Below are 16,023 nucleotides of genomic sequence, written 5' to 3'. Positions count from 1 at the left end.
GATCAGTCACGACGGCTTCCGAGGTCAGATCGTCCGCCTACTCCGTTCGTCGTGGTTGCATGACAGTTGACTCCTGCCAAGGGCGAAGCGCGTCCCTGACCCTCACCGCTTCAGCACCGCCTGCGCCGGCTTGTGCTGCACGGTGAAATCGCTGTCGCGCGCGCCGCCGGCGTCCGGATCGGTGTACCAGCACCACAGCGCGATGCCGGCGATGCGCGGCTGCGCGTCGAGTACGTCGCGCCACTCGCGCAGCACCTGCGCCTGCAACGCAGTGTCGACCTCGGCCGTGCGTTGCTCCGGGCTTTCCCACGGCGCCGCCAGGCTGCCGTGCGCCGAGCGCAGGCCTAGCTCGGCCACCCACACCGGGCGGCCGCTGCGCTCGCCCAGCGCCTGCACCCGCGCGGCCGCCGCGCGCATCTGCGCGCGCCGCTGCTCGGGCGCGGCGGCTAGCGCCGGATACAGGCTGGTGCCGACGAAATCGAACCGGTCCCAGTAGCCGAAGCGCTCGGCCTGCTCCAGGCCGTCGGCGACATAGCCGATCGGGCCGCGATAGACCTGGCGCACCGCCGCCAGCAGCGCCGGCCACTGCGGCGCATCCTGCAGCTGACGCAGTTCGGTGCCGACGATCAGCGCGCTGGCGCGCTCGTCGGCGGCGACCTGGGCCAGTTGCAGCAACGCACGCCGGTAGGCGGCGAACCAGATGTCGCGATCGGCCGGCGTGGCCTCGCCGGCCCAGTGTCCGGGAATCCATAGATGCACCTTCAGCACCGGCTGCAGGCCTGCAGCGCGCATCTGCCGCAAGCCGGCGCGGACCAGCGCCGGGCTGCTGTCGCTGCCCAGCACCGGGGTCGAAGACTGCGGCGACGCCTGCCAGACGAAGGCGACCAACAGCGCACGCGAAGCGCCGACCTCGGCCAGTTGCCGCAGCGACTGCTGCGCGGCGGCGCTACCCCAGGGCGCCTGCGGCGACACCTTGACGTTGGCGCCCATCCAAGGCGGCGGCGCCGCACTGCAGCCGCCGGCGCTCAGCGCCAGCAGCAGTGCGGTCAGCAGTCTCACGGCGATCGGCGCCATACCCGGTAGATGCCCTGGTGGTAGACCAGACTGTAGCCCGGCAAGCCCTGCTGCCACAGCTGCGGGAAGCGTCGGTTGAGGCTGTCCAGGGCGCCGGTCTGGCTGGCCGGGTCGCTGACCACCACTTGCGCCGGCATCTGCCGCGGATCGACCAGCGCCTGCTTGAAGCGCGGGTCGAACGGCAGGATCAGTTGTTTGGCGTCGCCGCGCGCGACGATCACCGGATAGCTGGCGCGGTCGTCGAGCAGGGTCGGCAGCCGCGCCTCGGCCAGCCACGCGCCCAGGTGCGCAGCGTCGGCATGGCGCGGCGACGCCGGTGCCTGCAGCGCGGCGATCCAGTCGCGGGTGGTGGAGGTGGCGGTGCGGGCGATCACCCAGCCGCTGGACACCGCGCCGGCCAGCAGCAGCGCCAGGCCCAGCCAGCGCAGGTTGCGGCGCAGGTCGCCCAGCACCAGTGCCGCCGGCACCAGCAGCAGGGCGAGGAAGTCCAGCGGCTGCGCCGTGAAACGCGCCCAGGTGGCGAGCGTGCCGGCGCCGATCACGGTGGCGGCGGCGGCCAGCACGCTGCGCCAGGTGTCGCTGTCGCGGGTGTGACGCAACAACAGCAACAGCGGCGCGCTGACCACCCCGGCCAGCAGCAGCCACAGCGGCGGCCACCACGGCTGCGCCGCGGCCTGCTGCAGCCACGGCTGCAGCGCCGCCTGCGCCGAGATGCCGCGGAAGGCGGACGTGGCGTCGCGCACGAACAGCAGCGGGTCGCCGAAGAACATGTAGTTGAGGTACATCCACGCCCCCACCGCGAACAGGAACGGCAGGTAGCACACCAGGTAGAACGCCAGCGGCGCCTGCCGCATCAGCCGCGGCGGCGCGATCAGGAACAGCCACGGCGCCAGCGCCACCGCCAGGAAGCAGGCGCGCTCGTCGACGAAGAACAGCAGGCACAGGCTCGCGGCCAGGCGCAGGTAGGCGAAGGCTTCCGGATCGTCGCGGAAATGGCGCAGCGCGCGCGCGGCCACGTAGAACACCAGCAGGCCCAGGCCCTGGTTGTTGCCGGACAGGGTTGGCCACAGGAAGAACGGCTGGATCACCACACCCGCACTCAGCGCCCAGGCCCAGCCGCGGCCCAGGCCGGCGGCGATGTCGCGCCACAGCAGGGTCACCAGCGTCGCCCCGGCCAGCACGTCGACCAGGTACGGCAGCAGCGGCGTGGACAGGCCCGGCAGGCCGCCGAGCAGCACGCCCAGGTACAGCGAGGCCTGCGCGTACAGGAAGCCCAGGTACTCGATGCGGAAGCCGGCCGCGTCGCGCAACAGCAGCAGCTTGGCGTACTGCGCCATCGCGTCGTCGCTCATGTAGCCGTGCGCGAGCAGCCGGTGGCACAGCAGCGCCAGCAGCGCCGCGGTGAATACGAACACCGCGGTGCCGCGCGCGCGCGGCGGCGCGTCAGTCGTCGAGCGCGGCGCGGCGCTCTTCGGCCATGTGCTTGCTGATGCCATGGGTGGTCTTTTCCCAGTAGAACGGGTTGCGGATGAGCTGCCACAGGCCCTTGTAGGCGGCGATGGACTGCAGCAGCCAATACAGCGGCACGGTCAGCGCGTAGGGCGCCAGGCGGAAGTAGTCGCGCTTGAACGCCGCCACCAGGGTCATATAGATCAGGAAGCCATTACCGAGCAGCAGGTTGAGCAGGCTCAGGTACAGCAGCGCCGGCGGGAAGAACGGATCGAAGAACTTCGAGCCCACCGCCAGCCACAGCCCGTAGCTCAACCACATCAACGGCGCGGCCAGCGCGGTGAAGAAGGTGCCGCCGACGAACAGCTGGAAGCCCCAGAACCCGCGCACGCCGGTGGAGCGGTACAGCTGCACCGGGTCGCGCATGTGCACCAGCCAGGTCTGCATGTAGCCCTTGAGCCAGCGCGAGCGCTGCCGGATCCAGTTGGGGATGCTGACGTTGGCTTCCTCGAACGTGGTCGAGTTGACCACGCTGACCCGGTAGCCCTGCTGGGTCAGGCGCACGCCCAGGTCGGCGTCCTCGGTGACGTTGTACGGGTCCCAGGCGTGGACCTTGCGCAGGATGTCCAGGCGGAAGTGGTTGGAGGTGCCGCCGAGCGGAATCGGGATGCGCAGGGTCTCCAGCGCCGGCAGGTAGAAGTCGAACCACAACGTATATTCCAGCGTGAACATGCGCGTGAGCCAGTTCTCGTCGGCGTTGTAGTAGTTCAGCCGCGCCTGGATGCAGGCCACGTCGGCCGGCGACTTGCGGAACGCGGCGACCACGCGCTTGAGCTGGTCCGGCTCCGGCTTGTCCTCGGCGTCGTAGATCGTGAGCATCTGCCCGCGGGCGAAGCGCAGCGCGTAGTTGCAGGCCTTGGGCTTGGTCTTGGGCTGCGACGGCGGCACCCGGATGATCTCGAAGAACGCCTCCAGGCCCAGCGCCTTGGCCGCCTCGATGGTCTCGGTGTCGTCGGCCTCCAGCACCAGCTTCACGTCCAGCTTGGAAGTCGGGTAGTCGAGCCGGCGCAGCGCGTTGGCCAGGATCGGCAGCACGTCCGGCTCCTTGTACATCGGCACCAGCACCGTGTAGACCGGCAGTTCCTCATCGCCGAGCGCGGCCACTTCCTCGTCGCTGACCTTGATGTCGATGCGGCGCCGCGCGCCGCGCCAGGCCAGCACCAGCTTCAGCCCGAAGGTGGCCAGGAACGCCACCGCGATCAGCGTGTTGAGCGCGATCAGGGTGACCAGCGGCCACAGCGCCAGGGCCGCGGCCAGCACCACCGTGAGCGCCACCAGGAACACCGACTGCGCGCGGGTGATCACCTGCCGCGCCGAATGCTCGGGCGCATGTTCGGCCAGCAGGTTCAGCGCATCGTGGGTGAGCTGCGCGTCGGCGTGCTGCTGCAGGCTCCAGACGATGTCGAACTTGGAGGTGCCGACGAAGCGCACCTGCTCGCCGTAGGTGGCGCGCGCCCAGGCGAAGATCTCCGGGCCGGGATCGGCCACCGCCAGCACCAGCTGGCCGTCCTCCTCGCGCCACGGCAGCACCAGGCGCTGCGCGTAGTCGGCCAGCCGCTCCGGCTGGAACAGCGCCGGGTCGATCGGCTGCTTGAGCAGGTTGGCGAAGTTCAGCCCGAAGTGCTGCGCCAGCACCGTGTAGAAGCGCAGCGGCGCGACCCCGCGCTGGGCCAGCACCACGTCGCCCAGCCGCGAGCGCCAGCGCGACTGCAGGGCCAGCGCGTTCTGCAGCTGCGGCGGGTCGATCACCCCCGCGGCGACCAGCGCCTCGCCGATCGGCGCCTGCAGGCCGCCCTCGGTGGGCAGCCGTCCGAGCCGGCCGGGCACGCCCGCCTCGGCGGCGACGCTCTCGTGTTCGCCGGACACGGCTAGAACCGCCACCAGGCGGCCACGAACGGACCGCCCGCACCGCCGGTGTTGCGCCCGGCCACCGGCTGCTGGTAACCGAGCTGCAGCTGCGTGCCGCCGGGCAGCGTGTACAGCACCGAGGCCTGCAGCTTGCTGAAATCGAAGTTGTTGCCGCGGATCGGCGTGTTGTCGCCGGGCGCGTAGATCCGGTTCGGCCCCTTGCCGTTGCCCAGGCTCTGGATCACGTTGAACTCGCCGATCAGCATCCAGCGCGGGGCCAGCGCCACGCCGCTGGACACGTCCAGGCGTGCCTCGTCGGAGGCGTCGCCGCCGCGCAGCCGCACCGCCGTGCCGAGGTCGACATAGCCGTCGTGTTCGCCCAGGCGATAGCCGCGGCCCACGCTGTAGCGTAGCTCGGCGCCGTAGTCGCCCTGGCCCAGTGCCGGCCGCTCGCCATCGCGCTGGCGCGCATACGCGGGCACCAGCGCCAGCAGCTGCAGCGCGCCCTGCCAGGGGCCGTCGCGGCCGTCCGGGTCGAGCCGGTAGCGCAGGCCGATTTCCTGGTCGGACCAGCCGCTGCTGTGGCGGTCGCCGTAGCCGCTGTCGTTGCGGTAGCCGACCTTGCTGAAATAGAAGTTGCCGACCAGGGTCAGGTCCGCGCTCAGCCCGTATTCGCCGTAGAGATTGAGCTGGTCCTGGCGGCTGCGCCCGGCATCGGGGAAGTTGCCCGACTGGCCGTGGCTGTTGAACACCGCGCCGCCATCGGTATGGCTGGCCTTGAGGATCACCAGCCCGTGGCCGGCCTCGTCGACCCAGGCGCTGGCCCAGCAGGGGCCGGCCGCCAGGGCGAGCAGCGCCAGCGCCAGCCGCGCGCGGCGCGCGGGCGTGGCGCGGTGGGCAGCGGGCATGGGCACAGCGGACGCGCAGGCGCGCGCGTGGGTGCGCGGACGCACGCCGTCGAAATCATGCATGGTTGAGTTCCTGGTGGGGTTCCCCCGAACCGGAAAGCAGGCGCGGTCCAGGAGAGATCGGCGGAACACGTCATTTGTTAAGTGACGTACTTCCCAATATAGCGAATTTATGTTGCCATGCCGCACGCGCGCGCAACGCGGCCGATTTCGTTCAGCCTGGGCGGCGCCAGCACAGCCGGGCGAAGGTGACCCAGGCATGCAGCCAGATCACCGCCCACACCGCCGCCCGCACCGGCCAGGCCCGGGTCGGCGCCTCGAACTTGCGGAAGTAGCGCCACAGCCCGCGGTGCTTGTGCCACTCGACGAACCACGGGCGTTTGCGGCTGGACACGCCGCGCACGTGCAGCACGCGCAGGCGGTTCAGCACCGCCACCGTGGCACCGGCCTGGCGCACCCGGCGGCACAGGTCCAGATCCTCGGCATGCAGCCGATAGCCGGCGTCCCAGCCACCGATGCGGGTGAACAGCGCACGCGGCAACAGCATCAGCGCGCCGGACAGCGCCGGCACCGGCTGCAGCGGCTGCGCCGGATCGGCCGCCAGCGCCAGCCGCGAGCCGGCCAGGGGATGCCGCAACATCGCCGCGAAGTCCGGATCGCGGCGGCGTACAGCGGCGTCGGCGCGGCCGTGCTCGTCGACCTGCTCCACGCCCAGCAGCGCCTCGCCGAGCGCGGCGGCCTGCGCGCGCAACTGCGCCAGGGTGTCGGGCTCGACCATCAGGTCGGGATTGACGAAGGCCAGCCACGGCGCGTCGCTGGCCGCGGCGCCCTGGTTGCAGGCGGTGGCGAAGCCGGGGTTGTCGGGATTGGCGATGAAGCGCACCCGCGCATCGTCCAGCGCGTGCCGCTGCACCACGGCGAGGGTGTCGTCGCGCGAGGCGTTGTCGACCACCCGGATCTGCGCCACCTCGGCCGCCGCGCGCAACCGCTGCAGACAGGCATCGATGGTGCTGCCGCTCTCGTAGGTCACCACCACCACGGCTATCTGCTGTTCGCTCATCCGCCAATTATCCCGCATGTGCCGCCCGCCACGCGCACGGCGGGCATGGCGGCGGCGGCGATTGCCGCGCATACTCTGCGCCCCGTGCGCTGCGCGGCCGCTTGCGGCCCCGCGCGCATGGGAGACGGAGCGATCCGTGTCCTCTCCTTCGCCCAGTGCAGATGCCGGTCAGCGTTGTTTCCTGTCCCAGGCTGCCGCCCCACCCCGCAGACCGCGCGCGCCGCCCGAGCCCGCGCCCATGCCGAGATGCCGGCGGCGCCCGCTTCTCCGCTCCCGATCGCGCGACCGGGCCCTGTCCCAGGCCTCCTCGCTTCTGGTCTAGACCAACCACCCGCAAGGGCCGCGCTGTGGCGCATGGCATGCCCAGGCTGCGGCCGCTGGCACGGCGCGCCGGGTCGTGCCGGCACCGCGAGGCACGCGCATGAGCGCCCGCCACCAGATGCACGGCATGGGCACGCAGACCGTGGCCGCCGACTGGCCGCCGCTGTCCGACGGCGAGGTGGAAGCCCTGCTGCAGCAGTACGCCCTGCCCGGCCGCCTGCACGCCTTGCGTTGGCACAGCCCGCGCCCGTTCTCGGCAGCGGCGGAGGTCGAGACCGCCGTCGGCACGCTGTTCGTCAAGCGCCACCATCGCCGCGTGCGCGACCTGCACGCGCTGGGCGAGGAGCATGCCTTCATCGCCCATCTGCGCGCGCAGGGCGTGCCGGTGCCGGAGGTGCTGCGCGACCGCGATGGCGCCAGCGCGGTGCGGCGTGGCCACTGGACCTACGAGGTGATGCACGCCGGCGAGGGCGAGGACCGCTACCGTGAGGCGATGTCGTGGACGCCCTTCGCCGACACCGCGCAGGCCGCTGCCGCCGGCCGTGCGCTGGCCGCGCTGCACCGTGCCGCGGCCGGCTACGCCGCGCCGCCGCGCAGCACCACCGTGCTGGTCGCCAACCTGCGCCTGTTCGCCCAGCCGCAGCCGTTGCAGGCGCTGGAACACGATCTGGCACGGCGTCCGGCGCTGGCCGCATGGCTGCAGCAACGCGACTGGCAGGACGACCTGCGCGTGCAGCTGCTGCCCTGGCACGCACAGGCCTGGCCGCTGCTGCAGACGCCGCCGCCGGCGCTGTGGACGCATGGCGACTGGCACGCCTCCAATTTGCTGTGGCGCGGCCACGGCGCCGCCAGCACGGTCAGCGCGGTGTTCGATTTCGGCCTGGCCGACCGCAGCTTCGCCCTGTTCGACCTGGCCACCGCGATCGAGCGCAACCTGATCCCGTGGCTGCAACTGGACGACGGCGGCAACGCCGTCGCCGACCTCGACCAGCTCGATGCGCTGCTGCACGGCTATTCCACCCTGCTGCCGCTGGACGCGGCGCAACTGCGCCTGCTGGCCGCGCTGCTGCCACTGGTGCATGCCGATTTCGCGCTCAGCGAGATCGAGTACTTCGCCGGCATCACCGGCTCGGACATGCACGCCGAGATCGCCTACCGCCGCTATCTGCTCGGCCACGCCGCCTGGTTCGGCCAGGGCGAGGGCCAACGCCTGCTGCGGCACCTGCAGCGGCGCGCGGCGGCCGCGCCATGAACTGTCGCATCCACACCGACACGCCCGCCATCACACCCGTCGTGCGCGCACCGCGTGGCGCTGCCGCTTCCGCTTCTCTCCTTCGTTTCGTTTCCCCGAGGTCGTTCCGCATGCTTCCCACCCGCCGCTTCCCCGCTCCGCACGCCCTCGCGCTGGCCCTGGCCATCGCCCTGCCGCTGCCGGCCCTGGCCGCCGACACTGCGCCGGCGCCCGCCAGCGCGCAGACCCCGGTCGAACTGGACGCGGTCAACGTGCAGGGTCGCCAGCCGCACGACCGCAGCAGCCTGAGCGGCTACGGCGACGCGCCGCTGCTGGACACGCCGATGGCGATCGACACCATCGATCGCACCCAGCTGTCCGACCGCCAGGTGCGCGTGCTCAGCGAGGTGCTGCGCGCCGACGCCGCGGTCGGCGACAGCTACGCGCCGATCGGCTACTACGAGAACTTCCTGGTCCGCGGCTATTCGCTGGATGCGGCCAACAGCTACCGCATCAACGGCCTGACCATCGCCGGCGAACAGAACGTGGCGCTGGAGAACAAGGAACAGGTGCAGGTGCTCAAGGGCCTGTCCGGGGTGCTGTCCGGCATCACCACCCCGGCCGGCGTGATCGACTACCAGACCAAGCGCCCGCAGCACGTGCGCAGCCTGGTGCTGAGCGGCGGCGACGACGGCAGCCGCGGTGCGGCGGTGGACCTGGGCGACTGGTTCGGCAGCGAGCGCCAGTTCGGCCTGCGCGTCAACGCCGCGCACGAGACCCTGCGCAGCTATGTCGATCACGCCGACGGCCACCGCAACTTCCTGTCGCTGGCCGCGGACTGGAACATCGATCCGCAGTCGACCCTGCAACTGGACGTGGAATACCAGGACCGCCAGCAGCGCTCGGTGCCGGGCTACCAGTTGCTCGGCGGCACGCAGCTGCCGAGCAAGGTGTCCGTGCATCGTCTGCTCGCCTACCAACCGTGGTCCAGGCCGGTCGGCATCGAGGCGCTGAATGCGCAGGCGCGCTACGAATACCGCTTCAGCGACGCCTGGAATCTGCAAGTCGCCGCATCGCACAGCCGCGCGCTGATCGACGATTACTCCAGCTTCGCCTGGGGCTGCTACGGCGCGGCCAGCTGCGCCGGCGACGCGGTGCCCAACCATTTCAGCCGCGAAGGCGACTACGACATCTACGACTACCGCAGCCCTGCCGACAGCCGCCGCAACGACGAACTGCAGGCGATCGCCAGCGGCAGCGCCAGCACCGGCGTGCTGCAGCACCAGTTCCAGGTCGGCGTCGACTACCTGCATCGCACCATCGACCGCCACGGCTCGATCAACGAGATGATCGGCAGCGGCAACATCGATGCCGACCCGCCGCTGCTGGCGCAGGCCGACGCCACGCTCGGCCCCAAGCGCCGGCGCCTGGACAGCGCGCAGACCGCGCTGCTGGCCAGCGACCGCATCGGCATCGGCGAGGCCTGGCAGTTGCTGCTGGGCGCACGCCAGGTGCGCTACGACGAACGCGCCTGGGACCGCGACGGCAGCCTGACCCGGCGTACGCGCCGCTCGGTGTTTCTGCCGCAGGCGGCGCTGCTGTTCAAGCTGCAGCCGTCGCTGTCGCTGTACGCCAGCTTCGCCAAGGGCCTGGCCCCGGGCGGCACCGCGCCGTGGTTCGCCAGCAACGCCGACAGCATCCTCGCCCCCACCAGCGCCTACCAGCGCGAGGCCGGCATGAAGTTCGAGCGCGATGGCGTGACTTTGGGCGCGGCGCTGTTCGACATGCGCCAGGCCAACCAGTACGCGCAACCGCAGGCCGACGGCAGTTTCCTGTTCGTGCAGCAGGGCCGCCTGCACAACCGCGGCATCGAACTGTCCGCCGCCGGCACGCTGGGCGCCGGCCTGCACCTGCAGGCCAGCGTCGCCGGCATCCGCGCGCGCGCCGAGGACACCGGCACGCCGGGCGACGAAGGCCACCAGGCACTGAACGTGCCGCGGCTGCGCGCCAGCGCCCAGTCCAGCTGGGACGTGCCCGGCGTCAGCGGCCTGGCGCTGCTGGGCGGCGCGCAGTACAGCGGCGCCAAGTACGCCGACCGCAGCGGCCAGGTCGCCGTCGGCGGCTACAGCGTCTACACCCTCGGCGCCCGCTACGCCACCCGGCTGGGCGCGGTGCCGACCACACTGCGGCTGAGCGTGGACAACCTCACCGACAAGCGCTACTGGCGCGACGTCGGCGCCTACGAAGGCGACGATTATCTGTTCCTGGGTGCGCCGCGGACCGCGCGGCTGGCGCTGCAGTTCGATTTTTGAGGAGCTGGGAATGGGGAATCGGGATTGGGGATTCGTGAAAGCTGGAAGCGAGACATGGAGCTTCACCTTGTGGGAGCGGCTTTAGCCGCGACGCGCCGCGGCTGACGGGTTGCGGCTGATCCCTACAGTGAGACAAACGCTGCTCCTTCAGCAAACACTGTCTTCTTCGTTCGCAAACGCCTGGCCCTGTTCTCCGGATCCACCATGACTTCTCTCGAACACCAGCCGCGCCGATGACCAAGGTGGCAATCCACTGTCATGCAGTCGAGACGCGCGAAGTGATGTGCTTTCCGATGGCGCAATGCGTCGGGACTGAAGTCCCTCCCACAGTGCACTCGGCCGGTTTGCCGCCAGCCCCTGCGGGAGCGGCTTCAGCCGTGACGCGCTATTACTGACGGGTCGCGGCTGAAGCCACTCCTACAACACGCGCGCAATGCACTGCGCTCGCGAACAATCCCCAATCTCTAATCCCCAATCCCCACTCCCGGCCTCCCCACCATGTCCCCGCTCGAATTGCTCGCCGTACTGATCAACGTCCTGGGTGTATGGCTGACCGCGCGGCGGGTGCGCTGGTGCTGGCCGGTCAACGTGGTGGCGGTGCTGCTGTACGCGTGGCTGTTCTATCAGTGGAAGCTGTATTCGGACATGCTGCTGCAGGGCCTGTACGTGGTGCTGCAGGGTTACGGCTGGTGGCGCTGGAGCAACGGGCTGGGCGACGACGGCAAGGTCCAGGTCGGGCCGCTGCCGTGGGCCGAAGGGGTACGTTCGGTCTTGGCCGGCGCCGCCGGCGCGGCGCTGCTGGGCTGGTGGATGCACCGTCACACCGATGCGGCGCTGCCATGGCTGGATGCGGCGCTGTCGGCGTTCAGCGTGGTCGCCAGCGTGTGGGCCGCGCGCAAGCGCATCGCCAACTGGGGCCTGTGGATCGTGCTAGACTGCATCTACGTCGGCGTGTTCGTGTACAAGGGGCTGTACCCCACCGCCGCGTTGTACGCCGGATTCGTGGTGTTGGCGGTGTACGGACTGCGCCTGTGGCAGGCCGATCTGCGCCGCGCGCAAGCCGTCACCTGACACGCAACGCGCTCTTTGCCGACTGGCGGCACAGCGCGTGCCGTCGTCAACTCGATGCGAATGGCGCGCAGAAGCCGCACGAGCATCACGCGAACATCAGACGCCCGCATCGTCCGCGTGCCTGCCGGCAGCGTAGTCTTGTCAGCAACGCTTCTCCACGCTCTGGATTTCGCATGCACTTCGCCACCACCGCCGGCTTCGCCCAACGCATCGCCGATGCGCTGCTGGCGCGCATCGCCGCCGGCGAATGGCGGGCGGACCAGCGCCTGCCGGTGGAGCGCGAACTGGCCGCGCTGTTCGGCTGCACCCGCATCACCTTGCGCGAGGCGCTGCAGCAACTGGAATCGGATGGGTACATCTACCGCGAGAATCGTCGCGGCTGGTTCGTCAGCGCGCCGCGGGTACGCCACGACCCCAACAGCATCGCCGGCTTCATGCAGTACGTGGCCGCGCAGGGCGGCGTCCCGCGCACCGAACTGCTCGCCGCGCAGCGCCAGCCGGCCGGCCCGGCGCTCGCCCGGCACCTCCACCTGGACGATCCCGATGCCGAGGTGTTCGTGCTGCGCCGCCGCCGCTGGATCGGACGCCGCGCCGTGCTGCTGGAGACCAATGCGATCCTCGCCGCGTGGGCGCCGCGCCTGCTCGATCACGACCTGGCCGGCTCGCTGAGCGCCGTGCTGACCCAGCGCCTGGGCTTGCGGCAGGCGCGCAGCCGGCTGTCGATGTATCCGGCCACGCTCGATGCCGAACAGGCCGTGCTGCTGCAATCCACCGCCGGCACGCCGTGCTTCCGCCTGCAACGCGTCAGCTACGATCCCGACGGACGTGCCGTGGAATTCGACATCGAATCCTGGCGCCACGATGTGCTGGAAGTGTCGGTGGATGTGTATGCGCCGGGGAAATAAGCCGATCTGCGGCGATGCCAACCAGTCACGGGAGGTTGTGGGAGTCAACTGTCATGCAGCCGCGACGCGCGAAGTGGTGCGTGCTTTCCGATGGCGCAATGCGTCGGGACTGAAGTCCCTCCCACAGTGCATCCGGCGGGCTCGCCGCAAGCCGCTGAGGGAGTCAACTGTCATGCAACCACGACGAACGGAGTAGGCGGACGATCGGACCTCGGAAGCCGTCGGGACTGATCCCACAAAGGGGACGAGAGTCCCTCCCACATCGCACCCGGACACCGCTCATCGCACGGTCGCTTGGCTTTGGCTTTGGCTGTTGCTCTGGCTTTTGACTTGCCGGGTTCCCTTCCGAAGCGGCGGCCATCGCGGGGAAAAACCCCGAAGGGGCGGCGCACAGGGATGTGCGCCGTCCGCGGCAGGGGCAGGATGCCCCTTCCGCGGATCCCCGGGATGGACGCGGACCCGGAGCGCGTCAGCGCGGAGGGCGCGAGGCAGGGTGTGCTTGACCAGCCTTCGGCTGTGGTGAAGCGCTTCTTTTGGTTACTTTTCTTTGCACAAGCAAAGAAAAGTGACTCGCCGCAAGGCGAAAGCTTTGCCCTTGCACTTGTTGTCACAATGGCTGAATTATGGGAGCGACCTCGACACCAGACGCACTAGGCATCGAACAACGCCCGTTGCGGATCCGGCGGCGGCAGCGTGTCGTACAGGCGCTGCAGCTCTTCGCGGCAGGCGCGCAGCGGATCGTGCATCAGGAAGCCGGCCAGGCGCGCGTGCCAGGCCGGCCAGCGCGTGGCCAGCGCATCCATGTCGCCGTCGGCGGCGCGGCCTTCGCCGCTGCACGCGACATGCGCGGTCTCGCACAGCACGTTGCGCCAGCCGAGCCCGGCCATGCGCAGCGACAGATCGGTCAGCGCCGCATACCAGGAGCCGTAGCTGCTGGCGTCCAGCCCGCCGGCGCGCTGCCGCGCCACCCCGCGCAGCACCACCGCGTGGCACACCGCCGACGGCAGTTCCGGATGCAGCGGCGGCAGCGCCGCGCAGGCCCGCGCCAGGCGCTCGGGATCCTCCGGCGGCGGATTGATCTCGCCCAGCCGCGGCCACGCGCAGGCTTCGCCGGCATTGCTCCACGGCGTGGCGCTGGCGATGGCCGCGTCGCGCGCCAGGCAGGCGCTCAACTGCAGCAACCAGCCCGGCCCGGGCTGCGCGTCGGCCGCCAGCACCGCCACGTCCGCATCGCCGCAGGCACGCAGCATCTCGTCCACATGCGCCACCTCGCCGAGCATGCGCGGCCGCCGCGTGTAGTCGGCCTGCAGGCGCGTGCGCGCCAGCCAAGCCTCGATCACCCGGATGCCGCGCGGGCCGGCCTGCGCATCGTCGGCCAGCCACACGCGGGTGCCGGCCGGGGTGTTCGCTTCCAACGCGCCCAGGCAGGCGTCCAGCGCGACGTCGTCGACGCCGACCGCCAGCAGCACGATGGGCAGGCTCACCCGCTTACTTCTTGCCGCGTGCCGGCAGCGGCTTCATGGCCTCGAACTTCTGTCCGTATTCGTCGGTGAGATTGCGCGCTTCCTGCGGGTTGCGCACGATCGAGGGGGTCAGCAACACGATCACTTCCTGCCGATTACTGTCCTGGGTCTTCTGCCCGAACAGCGCACCGACCACCGGCAGCTTGCTGAGGTACGGCACGCCGTTGCTGCCGTCGGTGGTGCTGTCGCTGATCAGGCCGGCCAGCATGATGGTGTCACCGCTCTGTACCGCCGCCTCGGTCTTGACGCGACGGGTGTTGATCGGGACGTTGCAGGCGACGCTGGTGCCGGCGCTGGTGCCGCAATTGGTCGGCGCCGCTCCAGGCGAACTGACTTCCTGGACGATGTCCAGGAACACCATGCCGTCCTTGGTCACACGCGGACGCACCTTGAGGATCACGCCGGTATCCAGGTAGTTCACCGAGGAATATGTAGCGCCGGTGCCCAGGCCCGTGTCGACGCTGACTGAATTGATCGGGATGCGCGTGCCCACGTTGAGTGTTGCTTCGGCATTGTTGCGAACGAACACCGAAGGCGTCTGCAGCAGTTTGACATTGGTGACCTGATCCAGCGCAGAAATCACCGCGGCTGCGTTCCTGCCCAGGAAGGTCCAGCCCAAACCGCTGCTGCCAGTGATGCTGCCGGCGATGTCGCCCCAGATCTTGCGGCCGGCCGCGCTGGGCAGATTAGCGCCACCGCCAATGCCGATGTTGTCGGCATTGGCCGGCGCATTCACCGCCTGCTCGAAGTACCAGTTGACGCCATACTTCAGTTTACCGGTCAGATTGACCTCGGCCACCTGCGCCTCGATATGCACCTGCATCGGCATCACGTCGAGCTTCTCGACCACGTCGCGGATCGAGCGCCAGGCCTGCGGGGTCGAGCGCACCAGCAGGGTGTTGGTTTCCTCCACCGCCGACACGCCGACCTTGTCGCCCTGCACTTCCAGGGTCACGCTGCCGTTGCCGGACGTGCGCGGCGACAACTGCAGGCTGCCATTGCCCAGGCCGCCACCGCTGCTGCCGGAGGAGCTGCTGCTGCCCAGGCTGTCGCTGCTGCTGCCCAGGCTGCCGCCCAAACTGCCGCCGCCCAGGCTGCTGCCGTCGCTGCCGTTGAAGCCGCCCAGGCCGCCGCCGTTCAACTGGCTCATCTGCGAGCCCGGCATCAGCGAGGCGTTGGAGTCGCCTCGGTTGCCGCCGCCGGCGCCGAACACTTCGGCCAGGCGGTCGGCCAGATCCTTGGCCTTGATGTACTTGAGTTCGTAGGAGAACAGCCGCGCGCCGCCGCCGGCGCTGTCGATGCGGTCCAGCCACTCCTGGATCTGGTCCAGGTAGCGCGCCTGCGGGGTGATCACCAGCACCGCGTTGGCGTTCTCCAGCGGCATGAAGCGGAACATGCCGGCGCTGGGGGTCTTGCTGTTCTCGCCGAACACCTTCTCCAGGTCGGCCGCGACCTGTTCGGCCTTGCCCGACTGGATCGGGAACACCCCCACCGACATGCCCGACAGCCAGTCGACGTCGAAGATCTGCACGGTGCGCAGGTAGTTCTCCAGCTCGGCACGGGTGCCGCCCAGCGTGATGACGTTGCGCGAGCCGTCGATGCCGACGATGGCGTTCGGCCGCGCGTACGGCTCCAGCACCTTCTTCATCTCGCTGGCGGAGATGTACTTTAGCGGCACCACGCGCACCTCGAAGCCGCGCGCGTTGGCCGGCGAGGCGGTGCTCGGCGCCACCGTGCCGGCCAGGGCCTGGTCGGCGGGGACGATGTTGTAGCGGCCGCCGCTGTAGACCATGCGCGCGTTGTTCCAGCCCAGCACCATCTCCAGCAGGTTCAGCGCCTGCGCCGGCGACACCGGCTTGGGCGTGGCCAGGGTCACCGTGCCCTGCACGCCCGGCGCGATCACGTAGTTCTGCCCGAGCATGTCGCCGAGGATGGCCTTGACCACCGCCTGCAGCGATTCGCCCTCGAAGTTGAAGGTGGCGCTGCCGCTGCTGGCGTTGCCCAGCGACGGCGCCGGCGCCGCGGCGGCCGCGGAATTGATCATGGTGCCGCTGCCGCGGCGGATCACCGGGGTGGCGCGCTCGGGCAAGGCGTTGGGATCGGCCGGGCCGCCCTGGCCGTCGCTCTGGGTGCTGCCGGCCGCGCCGACCTGGGGGTTGATCGCGGCGCCGCGACGGATGTCCGGCGAGGGCGTGGTGGCGCAGCCGGCCACCAGGCCGATGGCGAGGAACAGGGAAAACAGACGCGGCGTCATGCGATCA

General features: G+C 70.3%; 11 protein-coding genes. 4 read left to right on the top strand and 7 right to left on the bottom strand.

The window, feature by feature from the left end; all coding sequences use genetic code 11:
• Positions 1-102: 102 nt before the first annotated feature.
• From SLW52_RS01090 to SLW52_RS01070, 5 genes are all read right to left on the bottom strand, one after another.
• A complete protein-coding gene (locus SLW52_RS01090; protein WP_267114586.1) occupies positions 103-1,065 on the bottom strand; it encodes a glycosidase-like protein in 963 nt (320 codons plus the stop codon).
• A complete protein-coding gene (locus tag SLW52_RS01085) occupies positions 1,056-2,570 on the bottom strand; it encodes a hypothetical protein (protein ID WP_152181965.1) in 1,515 nt (504 codons plus the stop codon). Before SLW52_RS01085 ends, SLW52_RS01090 begins: the two co-directional genes overlap by 10 nt.
• Complete coding sequence (locus tag SLW52_RS01080) at positions 2,518-4,410, bottom strand: glycosyltransferase family 2 protein (RefSeq protein ID WP_320739736.1); 1,893 nt, start codon at positions 4,408-4,410, stop codon at positions 2,518-2,520. The genes SLW52_RS01085 and SLW52_RS01080 overlap by 53 nt, the downstream gene beginning before the upstream one ends.
• Before the next feature lie 41 nt (positions 4,411-4,451).
• Positions 4,452-5,402 carry a hypothetical protein gene (locus SLW52_RS01075; protein WP_267097157.1) on the bottom strand — a complete coding sequence of 317 codons (951 nt, stop codon included), beginning with the start codon at positions 5,400-5,402 and terminating at the stop codon, positions 4,452-4,454.
• A 151-nt stretch (positions 5,403-5,553) separates the two neighbouring features.
• A complete protein-coding gene (locus SLW52_RS01070; RefSeq protein ID WP_148828908.1) occupies positions 5,554-6,399 on the bottom strand; it encodes a glycosyltransferase family 2 protein in 846 nt (281 codons plus the stop codon).
• Positions 6,400-6,820: 421 nt separating this feature from the next.
• Between SLW52_RS01070 and SLW52_RS01065 the strand changes: the two genes are divergently transcribed.
• From SLW52_RS01065 to SLW52_RS01050, 4 genes are all read left to right on the top strand, one after another.
• Entirely contained in the window at positions 6,821-7,972 is a 1,152-nt protein-coding gene (locus tag SLW52_RS01065; protein ID WP_295918262.1) for a phosphotransferase, read from the top strand.
• Between the two features lie 110 nt (positions 7,973-8,082).
• A complete protein-coding gene (locus SLW52_RS01060; protein WP_320739631.1) occupies positions 8,083-10,263 on the top strand; it encodes a TonB-dependent siderophore receptor in 2,181 nt (726 codons plus the stop codon).
• 498 nt (positions 10,264-10,761) lie between these two features.
• Positions 10,762-11,334 carry a nicotinamide riboside transporter PnuC gene (gene pnuC, locus SLW52_RS01055; protein ID WP_295942407.1) on the top strand — a complete coding sequence of 191 codons (573 nt, stop codon included), beginning with the start codon at positions 10,762-10,764 and terminating at the stop codon, positions 11,332-11,334.
• Positions 11,335-11,507: 173 nt separating this feature from the next.
• Positions 11,508-12,239: a UTRA domain-containing protein gene (locus tag SLW52_RS01050; RefSeq protein ID WP_295930703.1), complete on the top strand. Its 732-nt coding sequence runs from the start codon at positions 11,508-11,510 to the stop codon at positions 12,237-12,239.
• A 650-nt stretch (positions 12,240-12,889) separates the two neighbouring features.
• Here the strand turns inward: SLW52_RS01050 and SLW52_RS01045 are convergent.
• Together SLW52_RS01045 and gspD are read right to left on the bottom strand one after the other, a co-directional pair.
• Positions 12,890-13,723: a hypothetical protein gene (locus SLW52_RS01045; protein ID WP_043093238.1), complete on the bottom strand. Its 834-nt coding sequence runs from the start codon at positions 13,721-13,723 to the stop codon at positions 12,890-12,892.
• Between the two features lie 4 nt (positions 13,724-13,727).
• A complete protein-coding gene (gene gspD / locus SLW52_RS01040; protein WP_043093240.1) occupies positions 13,728-16,016 on the bottom strand; it encodes a type II secretion system secretin GspD in 2,289 nt (762 codons plus the stop codon).
• Positions 16,017-16,023 lie beyond the last annotated feature (7 nt).

Origin of the sequence: Xanthomonas sp. LF02-5, from assembly GCF_034105325.1 — a bacterium.
Taxonomy (GTDB): Bacteria; Pseudomonadota; Gammaproteobacteria; order Xanthomonadales; family Xanthomonadaceae; genus Xanthomonas_A; species Xanthomonas_A sontii.
Note: the sequence above shows the minus strand (reverse complement) of the source record. Positions and strands in the feature narration are given on the sequence as shown.

What these genes read in the sequence shown, in the direction of transcription:
- pnuC (WP_295942407.1), top strand. Translation starts at nt 10,762, where the DNA reads ATGTCCCCGCTCGAATTGCTCGCCGTACTGATCAACGTCCTGGGTGTA.
- SLW52_RS01070 (WP_148828908.1), bottom strand. Translation starts at nt 6,399, where the DNA reads ATGAGCGAACAGCAGATAGCCGTGGTGGTGGTGACCTACGAGAGCGGC.
- SLW52_RS01060 (WP_320739631.1), top strand. Translation starts at nt 8,083, where the DNA reads ATGCTTCCCACCCGCCGCTTCCCCGCTCCGCACGCCCTCGCGCTGGCC.
- SLW52_RS01065 (WP_295918262.1), top strand. Translation starts at nt 6,821, where the DNA reads ATGAGCGCCCGCCACCAGATGCACGGCATGGGCACGCAGACCGTGGCC.
- gspD (WP_043093240.1), bottom strand. Translation starts at nt 16,016, where the DNA reads ATGACGCCGCGTCTGTTTTCCCTGTTCCTCGCCATCGGCCTGGTGGCC.
- SLW52_RS01085 (WP_152181965.1), bottom strand. Translation starts at nt 2,570, where the DNA reads ATGGCATCAGCAAGCACATGGCCGAAGAGCGCCGCGCCGCGCTCGACG.
- SLW52_RS01050 (WP_295930703.1), top strand. Translation starts at nt 11,508, where the DNA reads ATGCACTTCGCCACCACCGCCGGCTTCGCCCAACGCATCGCCGATGCG.
- SLW52_RS01075 (WP_267097157.1), bottom strand. Translation starts at nt 5,402, where the DNA reads ATGCATGATTTCGACGGCGTGCGTCCGCGCACCCACGCGCGCGCCTGC.